17 protein-coding genes are annotated in these 15,459 nt (G+C 66.3%); 7 read left to right on the top strand and 10 right to left on the bottom strand.

Annotation, left to right across the window (positions count from 1 at the left end; all coding sequences use genetic code 11):
* The first annotated feature begins 11 nt into the window (after nt 1-11).
* The 5 genes from OU995_RS22275 to OU995_RS22255 all read left to right on the top strand — a co-directional run bounded on the left by OU995_RS22275 (nt 12) and on the right by OU995_RS22255 (nt 6,152).
* Complete coding sequence (locus OU995_RS22275) at nt 12-1,205, top strand: acyl-CoA dehydrogenase family protein (protein WP_267832324.1); 1,194 nt, start codon at nt 12-14, stop codon at nt 1,203-1,205.
* Nucleotides 1,193-2,083 carry a PIG-L deacetylase family protein gene (locus OU995_RS22270; RefSeq protein WP_267832322.1) on the top strand — a complete coding sequence of 297 codons (891 nt, stop codon included), beginning with the start codon at nt 1,193-1,195 and terminating at the stop codon, nt 2,081-2,083. The genes OU995_RS22275 and OU995_RS22270 overlap by 13 nt, the downstream gene beginning before the upstream one ends.
* On the top strand, nt 2,080-2,733 hold the full coding sequence (locus tag OU995_RS22265) for an SAM-dependent methyltransferase (protein WP_267832321.1): 654 nt from the start codon (nt 2,080-2,082) through the stop codon (nt 2,731-2,733). The genes OU995_RS22270 and OU995_RS22265 overlap by 4 nt, the downstream gene beginning before the upstream one ends.
* On the top strand, nt 2,730-3,437 hold the full coding sequence (locus OU995_RS22260; protein WP_267832319.1) for a glycosyltransferase: 708 nt from the start codon (nt 2,730-2,732) through the stop codon (nt 3,435-3,437). The genes OU995_RS22265 and OU995_RS22260 overlap by 4 nt, the downstream gene beginning before the upstream one ends.
* Nucleotides 3,438-3,713: 276 nt before the next feature.
* The gene (locus OU995_RS22255; protein WP_267832318.1) at nt 3,714-6,152 is read left to right on the top strand and encodes a DNA internalization-related competence protein ComEC/Rec2; all 2,439 of its coding nucleotides are present in this window, start codon (nt 3,714-3,716) and stop codon (nt 6,150-6,152) included.
* Here the strand turns inward: OU995_RS22255 and OU995_RS22250 are convergent.
* Genes OU995_RS22250 through OU995_RS22215 form a run of 8 tightly spaced genes read right to left on the bottom strand, consistent with a single transcriptional unit; the run spans nt 6,142 to nt 12,447 of the window.
* Complete coding sequence (locus OU995_RS22250) at nt 6,142-6,828, bottom strand: hypothetical protein (RefSeq protein ID WP_267832317.1); 687 nt, start codon at nt 6,826-6,828, stop codon at nt 6,142-6,144. The genes OU995_RS22255 and OU995_RS22250 overlap by 11 nt on opposite strands.
* Nucleotide 6,829: 1 nt before the next feature.
* The gene (locus OU995_RS22245; RefSeq protein WP_267832316.1) at nt 6,830-7,516 is read right to left on the bottom strand and encodes a hypothetical protein; all 687 of its coding nucleotides are present in this window, start codon (nt 7,514-7,516) and stop codon (nt 6,830-6,832) included.
* A 14-nt stretch (nt 7,517-7,530) separates the two neighbouring features.
* A complete protein-coding gene (locus tag OU995_RS22240) occupies nt 7,531-8,178 on the bottom strand; it encodes a hypothetical protein (RefSeq protein ID WP_267832315.1) in 648 nt (215 codons plus the stop codon).
* Between the two features lie 9 nt (nt 8,179-8,187).
* Nucleotides 8,188-8,577, bottom strand: coding sequence for a DUF4150 domain-containing protein (locus OU995_RS22235; RefSeq protein WP_267832313.1), 390 nt, complete (start codon nt 8,575-8,577; stop codon nt 8,188-8,190).
* Nucleotides 8,574-9,608 carry a hypothetical protein gene (locus tag OU995_RS22230; protein ID WP_267832311.1) on the bottom strand — a complete coding sequence of 345 codons (1,035 nt, stop codon included), beginning with the start codon at nt 9,606-9,608 and terminating at the stop codon, nt 8,574-8,576. Before OU995_RS22230 ends, OU995_RS22235 begins: the two co-directional genes overlap by 4 nt.
* Nucleotides 9,605-10,699, bottom strand: a complete 1,095-nt coding sequence (locus OU995_RS22225; protein ID WP_267832309.1) for a DUF2169 family type VI secretion system accessory protein — start codon at nt 10,697-10,699, stop codon at nt 9,605-9,607. Before OU995_RS22225 ends, OU995_RS22230 begins: the two co-directional genes overlap by 4 nt.
* Nucleotides 10,696-11,955, bottom strand: a complete 1,260-nt coding sequence (locus tag OU995_RS22220) for a TIGR02270 family protein (RefSeq protein ID WP_267832308.1) — start codon at nt 11,953-11,955, stop codon at nt 10,696-10,698. The genes OU995_RS22225 and OU995_RS22220 overlap by 4 nt, the downstream gene beginning before the upstream one ends.
* Before the next feature lie 18 nt (nt 11,956-11,973).
* Nucleotides 11,974-12,447, bottom strand: a complete 474-nt coding sequence (locus OU995_RS22215; RefSeq protein WP_267832307.1) for a hypothetical protein — start codon at nt 12,445-12,447, stop codon at nt 11,974-11,976.
* A gap of 243 nt (nt 12,448-12,690) precedes the next feature.
* Here OU995_RS22215 and OU995_RS22210 point away from each other — a divergent pair, with 243 nt between their 5' ends.
* Both OU995_RS22210 and OU995_RS22205 read left to right on the top strand, forming a co-directional pair.
* A complete protein-coding gene (locus tag OU995_RS22210; protein ID WP_267832306.1) occupies nt 12,691-13,266 on the top strand; it encodes a hypothetical protein in 576 nt (191 codons plus the stop codon).
* A gap of 217 nt (nt 13,267-13,483) precedes the next feature.
* On the top strand, nt 13,484-13,870 hold the full coding sequence (locus tag OU995_RS22205) for a hypothetical protein (RefSeq protein ID WP_267832305.1): 387 nt from the start codon (nt 13,484-13,486) through the stop codon (nt 13,868-13,870).
* A 157-nt stretch (nt 13,871-14,027) separates the two neighbouring features.
* Here the strand turns inward: OU995_RS22205 and OU995_RS27610 are convergent, their stop codons facing one another.
* Complete coding sequence (locus tag OU995_RS27610; RefSeq protein WP_420714750.1) at nt 14,028-14,252, bottom strand: RES domain-containing protein; 225 nt, start codon at nt 14,250-14,252, stop codon at nt 14,028-14,030.
* Entirely contained in the window at nt 14,249-15,439 is a 1,191-nt protein-coding gene (gene mltB, locus OU995_RS22200) for a lytic murein transglycosylase B (protein ID WP_267832304.1), read from the bottom strand. Before mltB ends, OU995_RS27610 begins: the two co-directional genes overlap by 4 nt.
* Nucleotides 15,440-15,459 lie beyond the last annotated feature (20 nt).

Raw genomic sequence — 15,459 nt, 5'->3', positions numbered from 1 at the left:
CAAACCCCGGGATGCAATTGCTCGATGTTCCCGTTCCCGTGCTGGACGCCTCGGTGGATGCCGACGGCCTGGCCCCGCGTCGTCTGGGTGACTGGCTGCGCCAAAGCCAGGGCATGAGCCCGGCTGCAAGGCTGCGGCAGTTGATCAATGCTGGTTTGGACCTGCTGCCAGGCCCTGGCCAGGGTCGGACCCTGCAGCGCTGGCGCATGCTGGCGCGCGTGGCAGCGGACGACCTGGCGCTGGCCAAACTGTACGAATCCCACACCGATGCGCTGGCGATTCTGGCGGAGCTGGAGCCCGCAGGACCGGCCCACGCCTCTCGCATGGCGGCGGTGGCACCCGTCTTGACCGATGTGGTGCCGGAGGCGGATTTGGTGTCCGATGCGCGTCTGAATGGCCACTTCCAGACGTCAACCACAGTGACGCCACCCGCTTATGCGGTCTGGGCCGCGGAAGCGCCGGACGCGCGGGTGACCGTCACCCGAACGGAGGAGGGGCGTGTGCTGTTGTCCGGCCGCAAGGCCTGGTGTTCGGGTGCTGCCGATGTGGAGCGCGCATTGCTGACCTCCTGGATGCCGGATGGCAGCGGGCCCTGGCTGGCGGACGTCGACCTGCATCAGCCGGGTGTGCGCATCGATGACACGGCCTGGGCGGCAGTGGGCATGGCCGGCACCGGCACCGCCACGGTGAGTTTTGAGGATGTGCCTGCCCGCCTGTTGGGCGATGCCGCCGGCTACCTGCATCGTCCCGGCTTCTGGCAGGGCGGGGCCGGTATTGCGGCCTGCTGGCATGGGGCGCTGGAATCGCTGGCCGAGGCGCTGCGGCTGGCCACCAGCTTGCGCCAGGGCGAAGCCTGGCACCTGCAGTTGGCTTTAGGGCAGGTGGACGGTCTGTTGAGCGCCAATGCGGCCACCCTGCGGGAAGCGGCGTCCTGGATGGATCGTCATCCCCAAGCCGATGCCCGGGCCTGGACCTTGCGTGTGCGGACCGCCACGGATGAAACGGCACAACGGGTGATCCGCTCGGTCTCCCGGGCCCTGGGGCCTGGGCCCTTCTGCCGACACGCCCATCTGGCACGTCTGCTGGCCGACTTGCCGGTGTTTTTGCGCCAGAGTCATGGAGATCGTGATCTGGCGGCGTTGGGCGCTCTTGCTTCCGCAGCGGACGAGGACGGCACGTCGGGAGATCAGCCATGGCGGCTCTGATCGACTCGCAGAAGGCGGCGCTCTCATTGCATCCGTCTCCGCATCCGCATCCGCATCCTCCTACGCAGCAGGATGACTCCGCCGCATCTCACGGTGCTTCTAGCGAAGCTGACCGGGATACCCCGCGCATTGAAGGCGAAGGGACCTGCGAATCCGAGTGGTGGTCCACGGCGCACTTGCACCAGTGCCCCTCGATCCGCATCGAGACCCTGCTGCCTGCGGAACGCCGACTGGTGGTGGTGGCGCCTCATCCGGACGACGAAGTGCTGGGATGTGGGGGCCTGCTGTCGATGGCGCTTCAACGCCAGACGATCGGCACCGGGCCGCTGCTGATCGGGGTGACGGATGGTGAGGCCAGCCATCCTGACTCCACACGCTGGACGCCGTCGGATCTGGTCCGGCAGCGCGGCTGCGAACGGGCGCGGGGGCTGGCCGCTCTCGGCGGTGGTACCGACCTGCGGCTGCTGAGGCTGGCCGATGGCGGTGTGGCGGATGCTGAGCAGGCGCTGGTGCAGAAGCTGGCGCCCCTGCTCAGGCCCACCGATGTGGTCGTCACCACGTGGCGCGGCGACGGCCATCCGGACCACCAGGCCTGCGGACGGGCCTGTGCGGGGCTGGTCGGGCGCATCGGGTTTAGTTTCTGGGAAATGCCGGTCTGGATGTGGCATTGGGCGGTGCCGGCCGATCGCCGTGTGCCTTGGCATCAGATGGTGCAACTGCCGCTGACCGCAGTGGCTCGGCAGCGCAAGCGTGTCGCCATTGAAGCCCATCGCAGCCAGCTGGATCCGGACCCAGGCCGCGCGCCGGTGCTGCCGCCCAGTTCGATCGACCGTCTGCTTCGCCCCGCCGAGTTCTTCTTCCGAGGGGAAACCGCGTGACCTGTCCTTCCAATTCTTTGCGCGCGGGTGCGGCGGCCAGTCCTTCGCCGCTGGTGCGCCACATGGATGTGCTGTTCCAGCGGCCGGACCCCTGGGGGTATCGCACCAGCCCGTATGAAGCCCGCAAACGTGCGGTCACGCTGGCCTGCCTGCCTCAGGCGCGATACACCAGCGGGTTCGAGCCGGGCTGCGCCAACGGTGTGCTGAGCGAGCCATTGCTGGCGCGTTGCGAGCAACTGCTGTGTGCCGACGCCAGCCGGGCCGCATTGAACCGTGCCGCCGAGCAGGTGGGGATGCGCCCCGGCTTGTCCTGGCGTCAGATGACGATTCCACAGGAGTGGCCCGATCAGCCCCTGGACCTGATTGTGCTCAGTGAGCTGCTGTACTACCTGGACGCCGAGGACTGTCTTCTCGTGGCGCAGCATTGCGTGCAGACGCTTCGCCCGGGCGGCACGGTCCTGGCCTGCCATTGGCGCCAGACGGCCGATGATTTCCTCATCAGCGGTGAAGCTGCGCACGACGGTCTGCGGCAGGTGTTCGACGCGTCTGGGGTCGTGCAACACACGCGCCTGCATCGGGAGACCGACTTTCAAATTGATGTCTGGACCCGTCTTGATCACGCCTGCCGTGTGGAAGGCCCTGCGTCATGATGGGCGTGGTGGTGCCGGCGCATGATGAGGAAGCGCTGATCGGGCGTTGCCTTCAGGCGCTTCGAACGGCTGCCCAGCATCCTGACCTGCAAGGCGAGGCCGTGCAGGTGCTGGTGGTGCTGGATGCCTGCAGCGACGGCACGGCCGAGGTGGCGCGGCAATGCGGCGTGTTGACCCTGCCGGTGAACAACCGCAACGTGGGCATGGCGCGGGCAGCGGGGGCGCTGGCGTTGATCGAGCGCGGCGCCCATTGGCTGGCGTTTACCGATGCGGATTCCGCCGTGGCACCGTGCTGGTTGGCCCAGCAGGCGTTGTGGTCGCGCAGCAAGGCGGCGGATGCTGTCTGCGGCGTGGTGGCGGTGGATGACTGGCAGGGTTTCAGCCTGCATGAACGACAGCACTATGAGTCGCTGTATGCCGACCGTGAGGGCCATGCCCATGTGCATGGCGCCAGTTTCGGGATCTCGGCGGAGGCGTACCTGCGCACGGGGGGCTTTGCGCCTTTGGCCTGCCATGAGGACGCCGACCTGGTGCGCCGCTTGACCGACATGGGTGCAACCATTGCCCGGACCAACAAGGTGCGTGCCTACACCAGCGCGCGCCGGATGGGACGCATTGTGGGCGGCTTTGCCAGCTATCTGAATCAATTGGCACCGTCCACCCTGGGCGGACTGCAGGGGTTGCCGGACCGGCAGGGCCGGTGAGGAAGGCGGCAAGCCTGATGCCCAAAAGGCTGCGTTGGATGACGGCGCTATGGGTGGTACTGGGTGGTTCTGGGTGGCTATGGGTGGTTCGTGGTTGCTCTGGGTTGCTGGGGCTTTCCCCGGTGACCCCTCTGAGGGGGGGCCGCCTTTGGCGTGGCTTCCTCCTGAGGTGTGCAGGCGCCTGTGAGTTGATCTGACGCAATAGGCAAAGTGCCTGGACCGACCACAGTGTGTCGGTCTACGGAAAGCGCCGTGCTGCTGCCAAGCCGCCGGCCCATGAACACTGTGACTATTGCCCCATCGCTTGCCGCAAACCACTGCATTGGCCGCCAGGAGCGCCCGCGCCGCTGCGGGACCGCGTGGCAGTGGACGCTGGTGCTGATGGCACCGCTGGCAGGTGTGGGGCTGGTCCATCAACTTCCGCGATTACCGTCTTGGACGGAATGGGCGGGCTGCTGGGCGGCCGTTGTGGTCCTGGCGGGGCTGGGCGTGCGCCTTCAATCCTGGTGCCTGATGCTGGTGGCGTCTGCCATCGTCGGATTCATCTGGTGCGCCGCCCGCGCTCAAGGACGGATGGCGGAGGTGCTGGACCCGCGCCTGGAGGGGGTCACCGTGGCAGTGTCCGGGCTGGTGGATTCTTTGCCGCAGCGGATCTACGGAGCGGGCGGAACGGAAGGGTGGCGGTTCGAATACAGCTTGCTGCCGACCTTGGAAAGCGCCCAAGCCCCGCCCCGACTTCCGCCGCGCGTCCTGCTCTCCTGCTACGCCATGCCGGACCCACCCCGCGTGGGTGAGCGCTGGTCTTTCCAAGTGAAGTGGCGGCGCCCGAATGGCTTGATGAACCCGCATGGCGGTGACACCGCCCTGTGGCTGATGTCCCAGGACATTCCTGCGGTGGCCACCTGTTCCAGCAAGGGGCAACAGCGCGAGTCCGAGGGGGCACCGTGGCGAATCGATGCCTGGCGCCAACAGTTCCGCGACGCCATCGAACGTGAGGTGGACGACCCACGCGGCGCAGGCGTGTTGGCGGCGCTGAGCCTGGGTGACCAAGGCGCATTGAGCCCTTCCGACTGGGCGCTTTACCGCGACACCGGTGTGGCGCATCTGCTCTCTGTCAGCGGCATGCATGTGACGATGTTCGCGTGGGTGGTCGGTGGCGCTGCAGGCTGGTGCTGGCGGCGGAGCACGCGCCTGTGCCTGGCTTGGCCCGCGCCGCGTGCGGCCCTGTGGCTGGGCACCGCTGCGGCAGGCTTATATGCATTGTTCTCCGGCTGGGGCGTCCCGGCCCAACGCACGTTCGGCCTGCTGCTGATCCTGGCGTTGCTGCGGCAATGCCGGGCGTCATGGCCGTGGTCCATGAGCCTGACCGTCGCGGCGCTGGTGGTGACGCTGGTCGACCCCTGGGCCTTGACGCAGCCGGGGTATTGGCTCTCCTTCGGCGCCGTTGCCTTGCTGATGGCCTCCGGGGGCATGACACCCTTGGCGAGTGGCGCAACGGGGTGGCGAGCGGCATGGCTTGCGGGCTGGCAGTCGCAGTGGGTCATCACGGTCGGGCTGGCGCCTTTGACGCTGCTGCTGTTCCAGCAGCTGTCCCTGGTGGGGCTGGTTGCGAATGTGGTGGCCATCCCACTGGTGTCCTATGCCATCACACCGCTGGCCCTGCTGGGCATCGTGGCACCGCCGTTATGGACGCTGGGCGCCTGGCTGGCTTCCGGTCTGAATCAGTGGCTCGAGTGGTTGAACCAGGCGGACGGTGCCGTGTGGTACTTGCCATGGGCGCCTGGGTGGGCGCACGTTCTGGCGCTGATGGGCGGGGCCGCCGTGGCACAGCCCTGGCCCTGGGCATTGCGCTTGGCCGCTGTGGGCTTGTGCGTGCCGATGTTCTGGCCGGTCACCCACCGGCCGGCGCCGGGTGAGGCCGAACTGCGGTTGCCAGATGTGGGACAGGGCAGCGCCGCACTGATCCGCACTCGGCATTACACGTTGGTGTTTGATTCGGGGCCGGCCTGGGGGCCAGACGCGGATGCTGGTGACCGCGTGCTGCTGCCCTTGTTGCGAGGGCTGGGCGAGCGGCGCATTGACCTGCTGATGGTCAGCCATGCCGATCAGGACCATGCCGGTGGAACGGAACGACTGCTGCGAGGGATCCCCGTGACTCATCGTTTGGGAGCGGTCCCGGGCGGGCAGCCCTGCGTCCGCGGGCAGCGCTGGGAGTGGGATGGTGTCCGCTTTGATGTGTTGTGGCCGCCGGAAGGTCAGGCGGCCGATCTGAAGCGCAATGCCAGTTCGTGCGTGCTGCGTGTCGATGCTAACGGCCATCGGGTCTTGCTCACCGGCGACATTGAAGCGGCGCAGGAGGCCAGGCTGTTGGCGCTGGAAGGACCAGGAGCGGAAAGAACGCAGGGAGCACCGGGCGGCCTTGCCACGGACGTGCTGGTGGTGCCGCATCACGGAAGCCGCACATCCTCCACCGCCGGGTTTGTGGCTGCGGCCCTGCCGGCGGTGGCGGCCATTCAAAGTGGCTATCTGAATCGTTTTGGACACCCGCGCGAGGACGTGGTGGCGCGTTACCGGCAGGTGGGGGCCAAGCTGATCACCAGTGTGGACTGCGGCGCCTGGGTGTGGCGCAGTGATGAAGCGGGGCGTGAGGCCTGGCAGGGCTGCGAGCGCGCCGTGAGGCGACGGTATTGGCGGGTGGACCGCATCAGCCGTTGAAGAACGGATTCCCGGACGCACCCACTTCGGCCAGCATCCGCTCGATCAGCATCTCAGCCTGCTCGGGCTGATAACGCAGGCTCGTATCCATCACCTCGCGCGGGACCAGCGGCCCACGTCGTTGCTCCTGGCGCTCGCTGAAGAGGTCGTCGAAGGGGTCTTCCGGCATGGCCTCAAAACAGGTTTCCAGCCGCGACATCACCGTGTCAAGCCACACCTCGAAGGGCGCAAGATGCGGCAGCACATGTCGAGCCAGGCGCACCAGATAGTCCAACCCGGATTGCCACTCTTCCGGTTCTTCGTCACTGAAGAACACCATGGGGAGCAACCAGGTCGTGGCACACCACAAGGGACCTCGTATCGGTCCCAGCCACTCGTCCCGGTCGAGTTCCAGGTAGTCCATGTAACGTCGATCCACGCAGGCGCACCAGGCGGCCTCGGCGATCTGGGCCGGCATGGGATCGGTGGACACGCCGCTGAAGCGCCAGACGAGCCACTCGTAGATCGCCACCCCCAGGGCGATACGGGCCCGCAAGGTCATGGCGTGCGCACGCTCCACGACGCCACTGGCGTCCGTCTTGAAATCCTCACTCGCGCGCGTGTCATCCCAGAGATAGCGGAGAGCCGGTTCGCGTTGATCCGGATTCAGCATGGACGGCAAAGACGGCAATGCCATCTCAATGCTCTAGATAGGGATTGGCGGCGGTGTCCAAGGTTTGCAGGAATGCGTCCTGATGCGCCGCAGAGGCCAGTGCAGGGTCGAAGATGGAACCGAATGCATCGCGAGCGACCGGCGCTTCGTGCGCGTAATCGAAGACTTCGTCGTCTTCATCGTACTCATCGCCGCGCGGACGTGCCGCCGCCGCAGTGCGTAACAGCTCGCTCAGCCACTGGTCGTAGGCGGGCGGGCTCGGCGCGATATGGCGCGCCAGTGTCGCCTGTCGGACGATGATCTCGGCGAGATAAATGTCGCCCGTTGCATAGCGGTGGGCCAGTGCGCCCAGATTGGTGAAGGCCTGCTCGAGAGGCCGCAGGACAGGATCCGCCTCATGGTCGGCGGTCAGCTTGTAGCGCAGTTTGGGGGCAAGGTGGGGCCGCGCCAATGTCGCCCATCCCGCTTCCACACGAAGCAGTGCGTCGGTCACATCGGTCTGTGCCGAGAGGCGCCACACGACCCACTCGGTGATGGCCATGCCGATGCCCATCTTGGCCCGGAAATCGACCTTGTCGACGGCCGTGTACAGGCGCGGGTTCTGATCCTTGTCCGCATAGAGCTTCAACCCGATGGCGCGGTCCCAGCGATATTGGATCGGCGCGCCGATGATGCCAGCGGCGTTGATGTGGGGGAGGGGAGTGAGAGACATGGAGGGTCCTTGATTCAGAGGTCCTCGCCCATGTCAGCCTTGAGCTGGGCGTAGGACGTATCGGTGGCCGGGCAATGCTGCTGGTTGATGGGCACGGGCTGATTGCCCTTGGCGCATAACGTGATCTCATGTTTGCAGTCCAGGGCGGCGCAGATCAATCGGTGGCAGGCATCGCAGGGCATTTTGGACGCCTTGCCCGTCTTGGGTCTCCAATCGATGTTGAAGGTCATCCGCCGTGGTGCGCCGTTCATCAGTTCGTCGAGCAGGCGGGCTTCCGCATGACCGGACTTCTGCATGGCCCAGGACGGTGGTGACGGATGGCTGTAGTTGCCGCACAGGGTGGGGGTGGTGCCGGTCCGCACACTGCGACTGCCACCGGGCGACAGCGTTTTGGGGCACTTCTCCAACGCCTTGTGGTTGTTGTGAGCGCTTCGGAACTTCGTGCGTCCTCCGGAGAGTGGTGTCCGCTTCACCGACGAGACGGTGGTGCCTCTTCCTTTCTTCTCGGGGCCCACGAGCCGTTGGGCGGATGTGCGGTTGGCCAACTCCGTGCGGCGGTTCTGGTTGGCCTGGTCCAGCTCCTGGCAGTCGGTGGATGAGCCCGCCGGGCTCATGGCCGCCTTGTTGACGGTGGCGGTGCCTGGGTTTCCGGTTGCTGGCATGGGGCGGGCTCACGTGTTGTTGTGCAGGGTGAGGTCCATGTGCCGGATGGCATTGGCTCCTTCAATCTTCACGTCAAAGGACCAGGCGGCAAAGACCGTTTTGCCTTCCAGCGTGTGCGTCACCACGCCCATGCCAAACGAACGTGTGGCGGCCTTGTCGCCTTCGCTTTTTTTGTAGACCGACTGGTTCTTCATGCCGACTTCATCGCCGCCAATGCGCACTGTGCGGCTGCCTTCACTGCTGTCCTTGGCCTTCGAAAAGTTGGGATAAGGGATGGGAATCGGGCCGGCAGGTGGGGATGGCGGAGACAGGCAGATGTCCGGCATGGCTGCCAGTGACTCGTTGCCGTCCTTGGCTGCGGAGATTTCCCGGCCGTTCGCGAAGACGTTCTTGCTCATGCGGACCCTTCCAGAGGAGCCACCACACAGGCGGCACGAAGACCGGCATCGCTGCCGACATGGATCAGGGCAACGCGCCCCGGTGCATAGCCTTCCTGCAAGGCATGCAGATGTTGCTGCAGGAGGAGGGGGAGGATGGCCGCCCCGATGTCGCCCAGATATTCGATGGGGTGCCACAGTTCCATGAGGGATGTCCGCGCGGACGTGTCGAGCCGCCCTGCGACAAAAGCGGCCTCCTTGAACTTGTAGTGTTCGCCTGACAGGTCTGTGAGCCGGTAGCCGACATCGGCCATCGAGCAGCGCGCCTGGTTCAGAGCGGCTGCCACGGCTTGCGTCAGTCCCTTGGCCTGGAACGGCTCGGTGCTGTTGATGGGCGCAGGCTCCTCCGCCATGCCCAGTCCCAGCAGACGCAGTGCCCCAGGTGGGGCCTGTTGTTCCGGCCCCACCAGCACGGCAGCGCCCGCCTCGCCAGGGAAGAAGCCGTTGGAGTTGGACGGGGTCATCAGGCGTCGGCGCTCGATGTAGTCGTCCAGCATGGGTTGGTGCAGGTAGCTGTCCACGCCCGCGATGATCACCCGTGGGACATCGCCGGCTTGTATCCATTGCATCGCGCAGGCCAATGCCAGCGCGGCGCCAGCCTGATCGGCGGCAAACAGACGGGATCTGCCATGGTGAGGAACCCCAAGCCTGGCTTCGATCTCGGGCAGCAGATCTTCATCCAACCGGGCAAAGCGACCCTGGCGCCTGGCATCCGGCACCGCAAGGAGCAATGGGATGTTGGTGGCCGGGATGTCCGTGTGGGCCAGGCATTCCTGAATGGCGGGCGCCACCAGATCTGCGAGCTTGCCAAGACCTTCCCACCAGTGAGGCAGGGACACCTTGGCCCCGAGCAGGGGCTCACCGGAGTCCGTGTCCGCCCAGACGGTGCGTCGGATGGCGCTGATGCCGGCTCGCAATGCGGCGAGCGACGCGGGCGCGTTGTACCCCAATGCCGTGACCATGCCGCCTCCGTAGATGCAAAGGGTGCTCATCTCGCTCCCCTGCGTGCACGCACGGCGTCGCCCAGGCTCCGGTAGTGTGTCTTGCCAGTGAAACGACCCACACCGGGCACGGCCTTGCGTTCACCGATGATGGTCTCCTTGACGTCGAACAGGCTGCGCCCCAGTGGCAGGACCGACCGCCAGGTCAAGGTGAAACGCCCCAGGTCAGGCTCAAGGACGACCGTATCGATGTTGGCGTGTCGGACCAGATCCCGTCCCTGGTGCGGGATGTAGGTGATGGGCATCGGCTGGCGTGGCAGCCGGAACTGTCGATAGCCGTCAGGCGTGAGATGACGCAGCACGACGTTTTCGCCGCCGACCGGGTAGGGGATGACCTGGTCTTCGGGGGCGGCCTGGAAATAGCGTTCATCGAAATCGTCGGGCCACAAGGGGGCAGTGGTGCGAATCCAGTGCTCGTCATAGGTGCCGGCCCAGAGGCGTCGTGGCAGCCAGTTGCGCCCCACCGGGGAAAAGGCCTTTGGCACATAGTCCCCGCCGGGGCTTCGCACCGGGCGTTGCAGTTCCTCCGTGTTGGGGAGTGGCTGGCCGTCGATGTGGTCATGGTGCCGCCAGTAGCCGCGACCGACCGGGTTGGGCTGGAAGGTGTCGGTGGCGCCTTCGGTGGCACGGGTGGTGTCCGTGCCACCGAAGGCAAGGTCATAGGTCAAGGACTGGCGTTCGAAGGGCTCTGGCGCGCTTGCCGTCACGCCGGCCAGATGTTTGCGCCAATGCCGTTGGCCGACCACTTGAAAGGCCTTGCTCATCGTGCCCACCTGCAGCCCCACCGGCAACTGTTTAACACGCTGACCCGGTGGCGCCCAGGCACTGCCGATCAGCAGCACGTCGCAGCCCGGTTTGATGTGGGCGAAGTCGGTCTCATGCAAAGGAGCGGAGAGCCCGGGCTCCGCCACGTGGCAGTCCGCCTCCACCAGAGGCACCTGCTCCAGGGAGACCCGGGCCTCCTCCCCACTTTCGGGGAGGTCATAGGTCGCCTTCACCACGACCACCAGTCGTTCGCGCCCATCCTTCTGGAAGCCGAGGGTCCAGTTGGCGGCAAATCGGGTCGGGTTGGTGAATCTCATGACCGCAGCCAGCCTGCCTGCAGATCGGCGCGCGCATGAACAGGGAAGAGCCGCGCGTCCGGGTCCTGTGCCATCAGCGCCCATGCTGCCGAAAGTCGTTGACGCTGATAGCCATCACGCAAGAGCCGGACCGCCGAGGCACGAGTGACCGGCTGGCCCGCGAGGTATCGAACGCCAGGCCGGAAGTTGTGGGCGATTTGCTTCCAATGGCCTCTCACCGCGTCGGCATCGGGCCATGGCAACTCTGCGTCCATCGGTTCGTCCGGCTCTCCCTCTGCATCGGGAGGATCTCGGTGCAAATCCAGCCAGCGGAGATCGACCCCCGTCATCAGCGCGTACGCCTCACCCACCTGCCTTGCCTGGGGCCCCTCCAGCAGGCTCAGCAGCCAGGGCATGGTGGCTGGATCGCCCCAGGTCCCGACGGCCAGCAAAGCCAGACGCGTTGCAGCGCTGTCAGCTGCAAGGCGTCGAATCGTGCTGACCGCCCAGTCCGCTGTGCAGAACTGAAAGACGGCCGGAATCGCCCTGGCCAGGAGTGGTTCGGACGCAGGATCAGAGAGCATCGTGTGAAATCGCTGCATCAAAGGACCCGCATCGCCCAGGGCGGCCAGGGCCAGCGTCGCCGCCAGGCCGAGCCCCGGGTGGGAATCGCGGCTGAGCAGGTCGACCTGGGGTCTCAGTGCGCGCATGCGCAGGGCCCCGGCAGTCTCGACGGCAGTGATGCGCACCGAGACGTCCGGCATCGTCAAGGCGGCGCCGACCTCGGCGTCATCCACCATCCGATGAAAGCAACGCGCCGCCAGCATCAGACGGCGGATCGTGGGGTGCTCGTGGTGCAGGAAGGGCTGCAGCCGAGGGCCGACACGGCCGACCTCCAGCCACCGCAGTGCATCCAGCACGCCGGCCTCGAATCGAGGGTCCGCCAGTGCGAGTCGGAGCGCCCCGACCATGCGTTCCTCATCCCCCTGGCCGAACGCCAGATAGCCGAGTACAAAACACACACCGGCGTCGGCATCGCTCAAGCCCCGACGTGCCGTATCCCACCCGCAGTGCCCGGCAAGTTCGAGGCCCCGCAGATGGGCCAGCAAACGACCATCCACCCGTGCGAGATGGCGGACGGCCACATGCGGAGCACGCACCTGCACCTCACGCTGAAGCCACAGAAACGAAGCGCTGCTCGCATGTTCAGCGACAACGCCACGATGAATGAGGGCGGATACATCACCCGGGCGAAAGGTCACGGCGGCGGCAGACATCGAGTTCCCGGCTTACCGTCAGTTCAGCTGGATGGAACCGCCTCGGATGCGCTGGGCGCCTTCTGCCTGGGTGAGGATGCTCGTTCCCTTCAATTCGATGCTGCCATCCTGTCGCAGGACGAGGGAGGCCTGGCCGCACCGCAACACCAGTTCGTGGTCGGCGCTGACGACGAGTCTCCGTCCGTCCGCCTCAAGGTCCACCTGGCCGGCGGGGGTCTCTGCCGGCAACCCAACGGGTTGGATGACCCCGATCACAACGGCGCGCAGTCCATGGTCCATCACCATGACCATCACCTCCCGGCCGATGTCCCTGGCTTGAAGATCGACCATGGAGTCCGCCACCATCATGCGCTCCGACGGGCCGGGCAAGCGGAAATGGGCCCGTCGGCCCCTCTCGCTGAGTGCAACAAGCTCAACCACGACACAGCTGCTCGCGGGAAGCAGGTCCAAAGGCGTCAGTGTGGACGCTGCAGGCAAGTCATTCGGATTCATGGGTGACTCCGGCTTGGTGACAGGGCCGCGCTGGCAACACGCAGCGGTTGCCAATCTCCGAGAATAGGGGGAGTGCCGATCCGAAGGACACTGACGAAAGTCACTCATTCATCCGAACCCGGGGCATCCGGTGGCGAAGGGGCCTGCGCAACCGGTGTCCCGGCGGGCGCGGATGCGGGCACCCGGCGTGCCCCGTCGCGGAGCCTGGGTCAGCGCCGCTGGCCACCTTTGATCGTGAACACCATGAAGCAACCCCTCATTCTCGGAACCCTGGCCGCCGCCCTGCTCGTTTTGCCGCAGGCCGGACAGTGCGCGGAAATCGTCCTGGAACAGTCCGCCGTGCAGACCTTGTTGATGGAGGGGATGTTCAAGGAGCAGGGGCGGCTCTACTTGCAAAAGGGAGCTTGTCAGGCCTATTTGACGGACCCCCAGGTGACGCTGCAAGGGGAGCGGGTCACCATCCGCGTGCATCTGAGCGGCAAGCTGGGTGTGCCCTCCGGCAGCGATTGCCTGGGGGTGGCGCTGACGAGTTGGGCCACCGTGTCAGCCACGCCGGTCGCCCAGGGGCAGGTGGTGAGGCTGGCCGAGATTCGGGTGGACGAGGTCGAGGATCCCAACACGCGCAATCTGCTGAACCTGGGCCTGGCGCCAGCCTTGCCGGGGGCCATCCAGTTCGACGTCCAGAAGGCGGTTCAGGACATGCTCAAGGGATCCGGTAGCCGAATTCAGGGCGAGGTGCAGTCGTTGAAGATTGACCGGGTGCGGGCCAACGACAACAAACTGTCCATCCGTTTCGACTTCTCGCTGGTCGGTCGCTGAGCCGCTGAGGGGCTCTCGCGCGCGCAACCGACGGGTAACCGCTCGTGCCTTTCGTGCCGGGATTGACACATGGCGCGGACGGTCGCCAAGGCATTCGGCAGTTCAGAGGGCTTCTTTGGCAATGACCGGGGGAAACGAAGACATGGCACTACATGTCCGCAAATCCTCGGCAATGCCTCCGGTGTCCACTGCAGCTTCGCAACCTGAGGAGGACTCCATGCACAACGTCCGTCATTTCACCTTGTTGGCTGCCGCCATGCTCTGCAGTGCGGCCGCTTTTGCCGCCTGTCCGGAAGGCGGCGACCAGAACCGTCCCAAAGGCCCGCCGCCGGAAGCGGTGGCCGCCTGCAAGGGCAAGAGTGCCGGCGCCACGGTCACCATTACACTGCGAGATGGCAAGTCTGTGGGCGCCGTCTGTGAACAGATCGGCAATGTGCTGGCCGCTCGGCCCCAGGGCATGGGGGGAAGGCCACCGGAAGGCGGTCGTCGCGACGGCGATGCCGAGGGGCGCCGTGGAGAGGGCATGCCTCCTCCGCCGGATGCGGCAGGCTCGGCGCCTCCTCCGCCACCCCGCTGTGGCAATGAGGCGTCTGCGCCGAAGTAAGCGGTTTGGCTGCGGCCGGGATGGCGGGCTTTGACCGTCCACTTCCCGGCAGTGCTCGCCATCGACGTCCGTGGCGGCAGGCTGCAGGGTGTCGCGGCTGTCATCGTCGTCAAAATGGCCGCGATGAAGGGACCTCCGTCTGGGTGATGCCACCCTTTCAGACGGCTCTTCCCAAAACACGCACGCGGGCGCCCCCCGCTTCGTTCCAGCGAAACAGGACGAGGTGCCAGAGTCCTGGCCGTTGGCGTGAGGGGTCGATCAGTCCGTGGGCTCCCGCCGCCATGAGGCGGTCCCGCACTGTCCAGGAACGCGGCGTTCCGCCCGTATTGGCGATGTCTTGCCACGGCGTCGGCGCGGGAGCGCGTTCTTTCTGTCCAATCAAGCGCCGGACGCGCCCGATGCGCCCGACGCTGCCGAAGCCGGCGTGGTCGCTTGCGAGGCCTGCCCCGCCTTGCGCCAACTCGCCAAGGTGTTGGCGAATTCGATCACCGCCATGGCGTAATAGCTGCTCTGGTTGTAGCGCGTCACCACATAGAAATTCTGCGTGCCCGCCACGTACACCGGCGCACCGCCGCCCATCTGCAACTCGATCAGCGCCAGCGGCCCCACGTGCCCCAGCGCTTCATTGCTGAGGTCCGCGCCGGCGGCCAGAAACTGGTTCACGTCCAACTGCGGCAGCACATCACTCACCAGCAGTTGCGCCCTTGCCGCCGTGTCCACCGGCGGCTGCACCGCGTAGTGGGTGGGCAGGCCCGGTTTCCAACCGTGCTCCCGCAGAAAATGCGCCACGGACCCGATGGCGTCCACCGGGCTGTTGATCAGGTCGATATGTCCGTCCCGATCAAAGTCCACCGCATACCGGCGCCAGCTGCCCGGCATGAACTGGCCCCAGCCCATCGCCCCCGCATAGGAGCCCTTCATGCTCAGCGGGTCCAACCCGTTCTCGCGCGCCAGCACCAGGAACTGGCGCAGTTCCTCCCGGAAATACCCGCTGCGGTCGCGCGCACCCGGCGGCAAGGGGCTGGGATAGTCAAAGCCCAGCGTGGCCAGCGCGTCCAACACCCGGTAGCCGCCCATGATGCGGCCATAGAAAGTCTCTACCCCGATGATGGCCGCAATGATTGACGCCGGCACCCCATAGGTGGCTTCGGCCCGCGCCAGGTCGGCCTCATACGCGGCCCAGAAGGCCAGACCCGCCTGCAGGCGCTGCGGCTCGATGAAGCGCTGGCGGTAGGCGCCCCAGTCCTTGGCCTGGCCGGGAGACCCGGGCAGGATCAAGCGTTGCACGGACGCCTGCACCCGGGCCTGTGCCAGCAGGTCCCGAAGGGCCTGGGCCTCATAACCCAGCGACGCCGCCTGCTGGTCCGCAAACTGCATCAGGTCCGCCCGCTCGCCGAAGGCCGGTGCCACGGCAGCCGGCCGAACTTTCAGCGGTTTTTTCTTTCCCGCTCTGGCGGCTGTGGCGGCTGTGGCGGTTGTTGCGGCTGTGGCCACCAGGGGCAGAGCCGCCAGCGAGGGCAGGGCCGCGGCCCAGGAGGCGCGGAGGAGGGTACGACGGCGAAGGGTCATGCAAACAGCCAGAAAGTCAG

It is taken from the genome of Roseateles sp. SL47 (assembly GCF_026625885.1).
Classification (GTDB): Bacteria; Pseudomonadota; Gammaproteobacteria; order Burkholderiales; family Burkholderiaceae_C; genus Roseateles.
The sequence above is the reverse complement of the archived record's forward strand: the minus strand, read 5'-3'. Positions and strand labels throughout refer to the sequence as shown.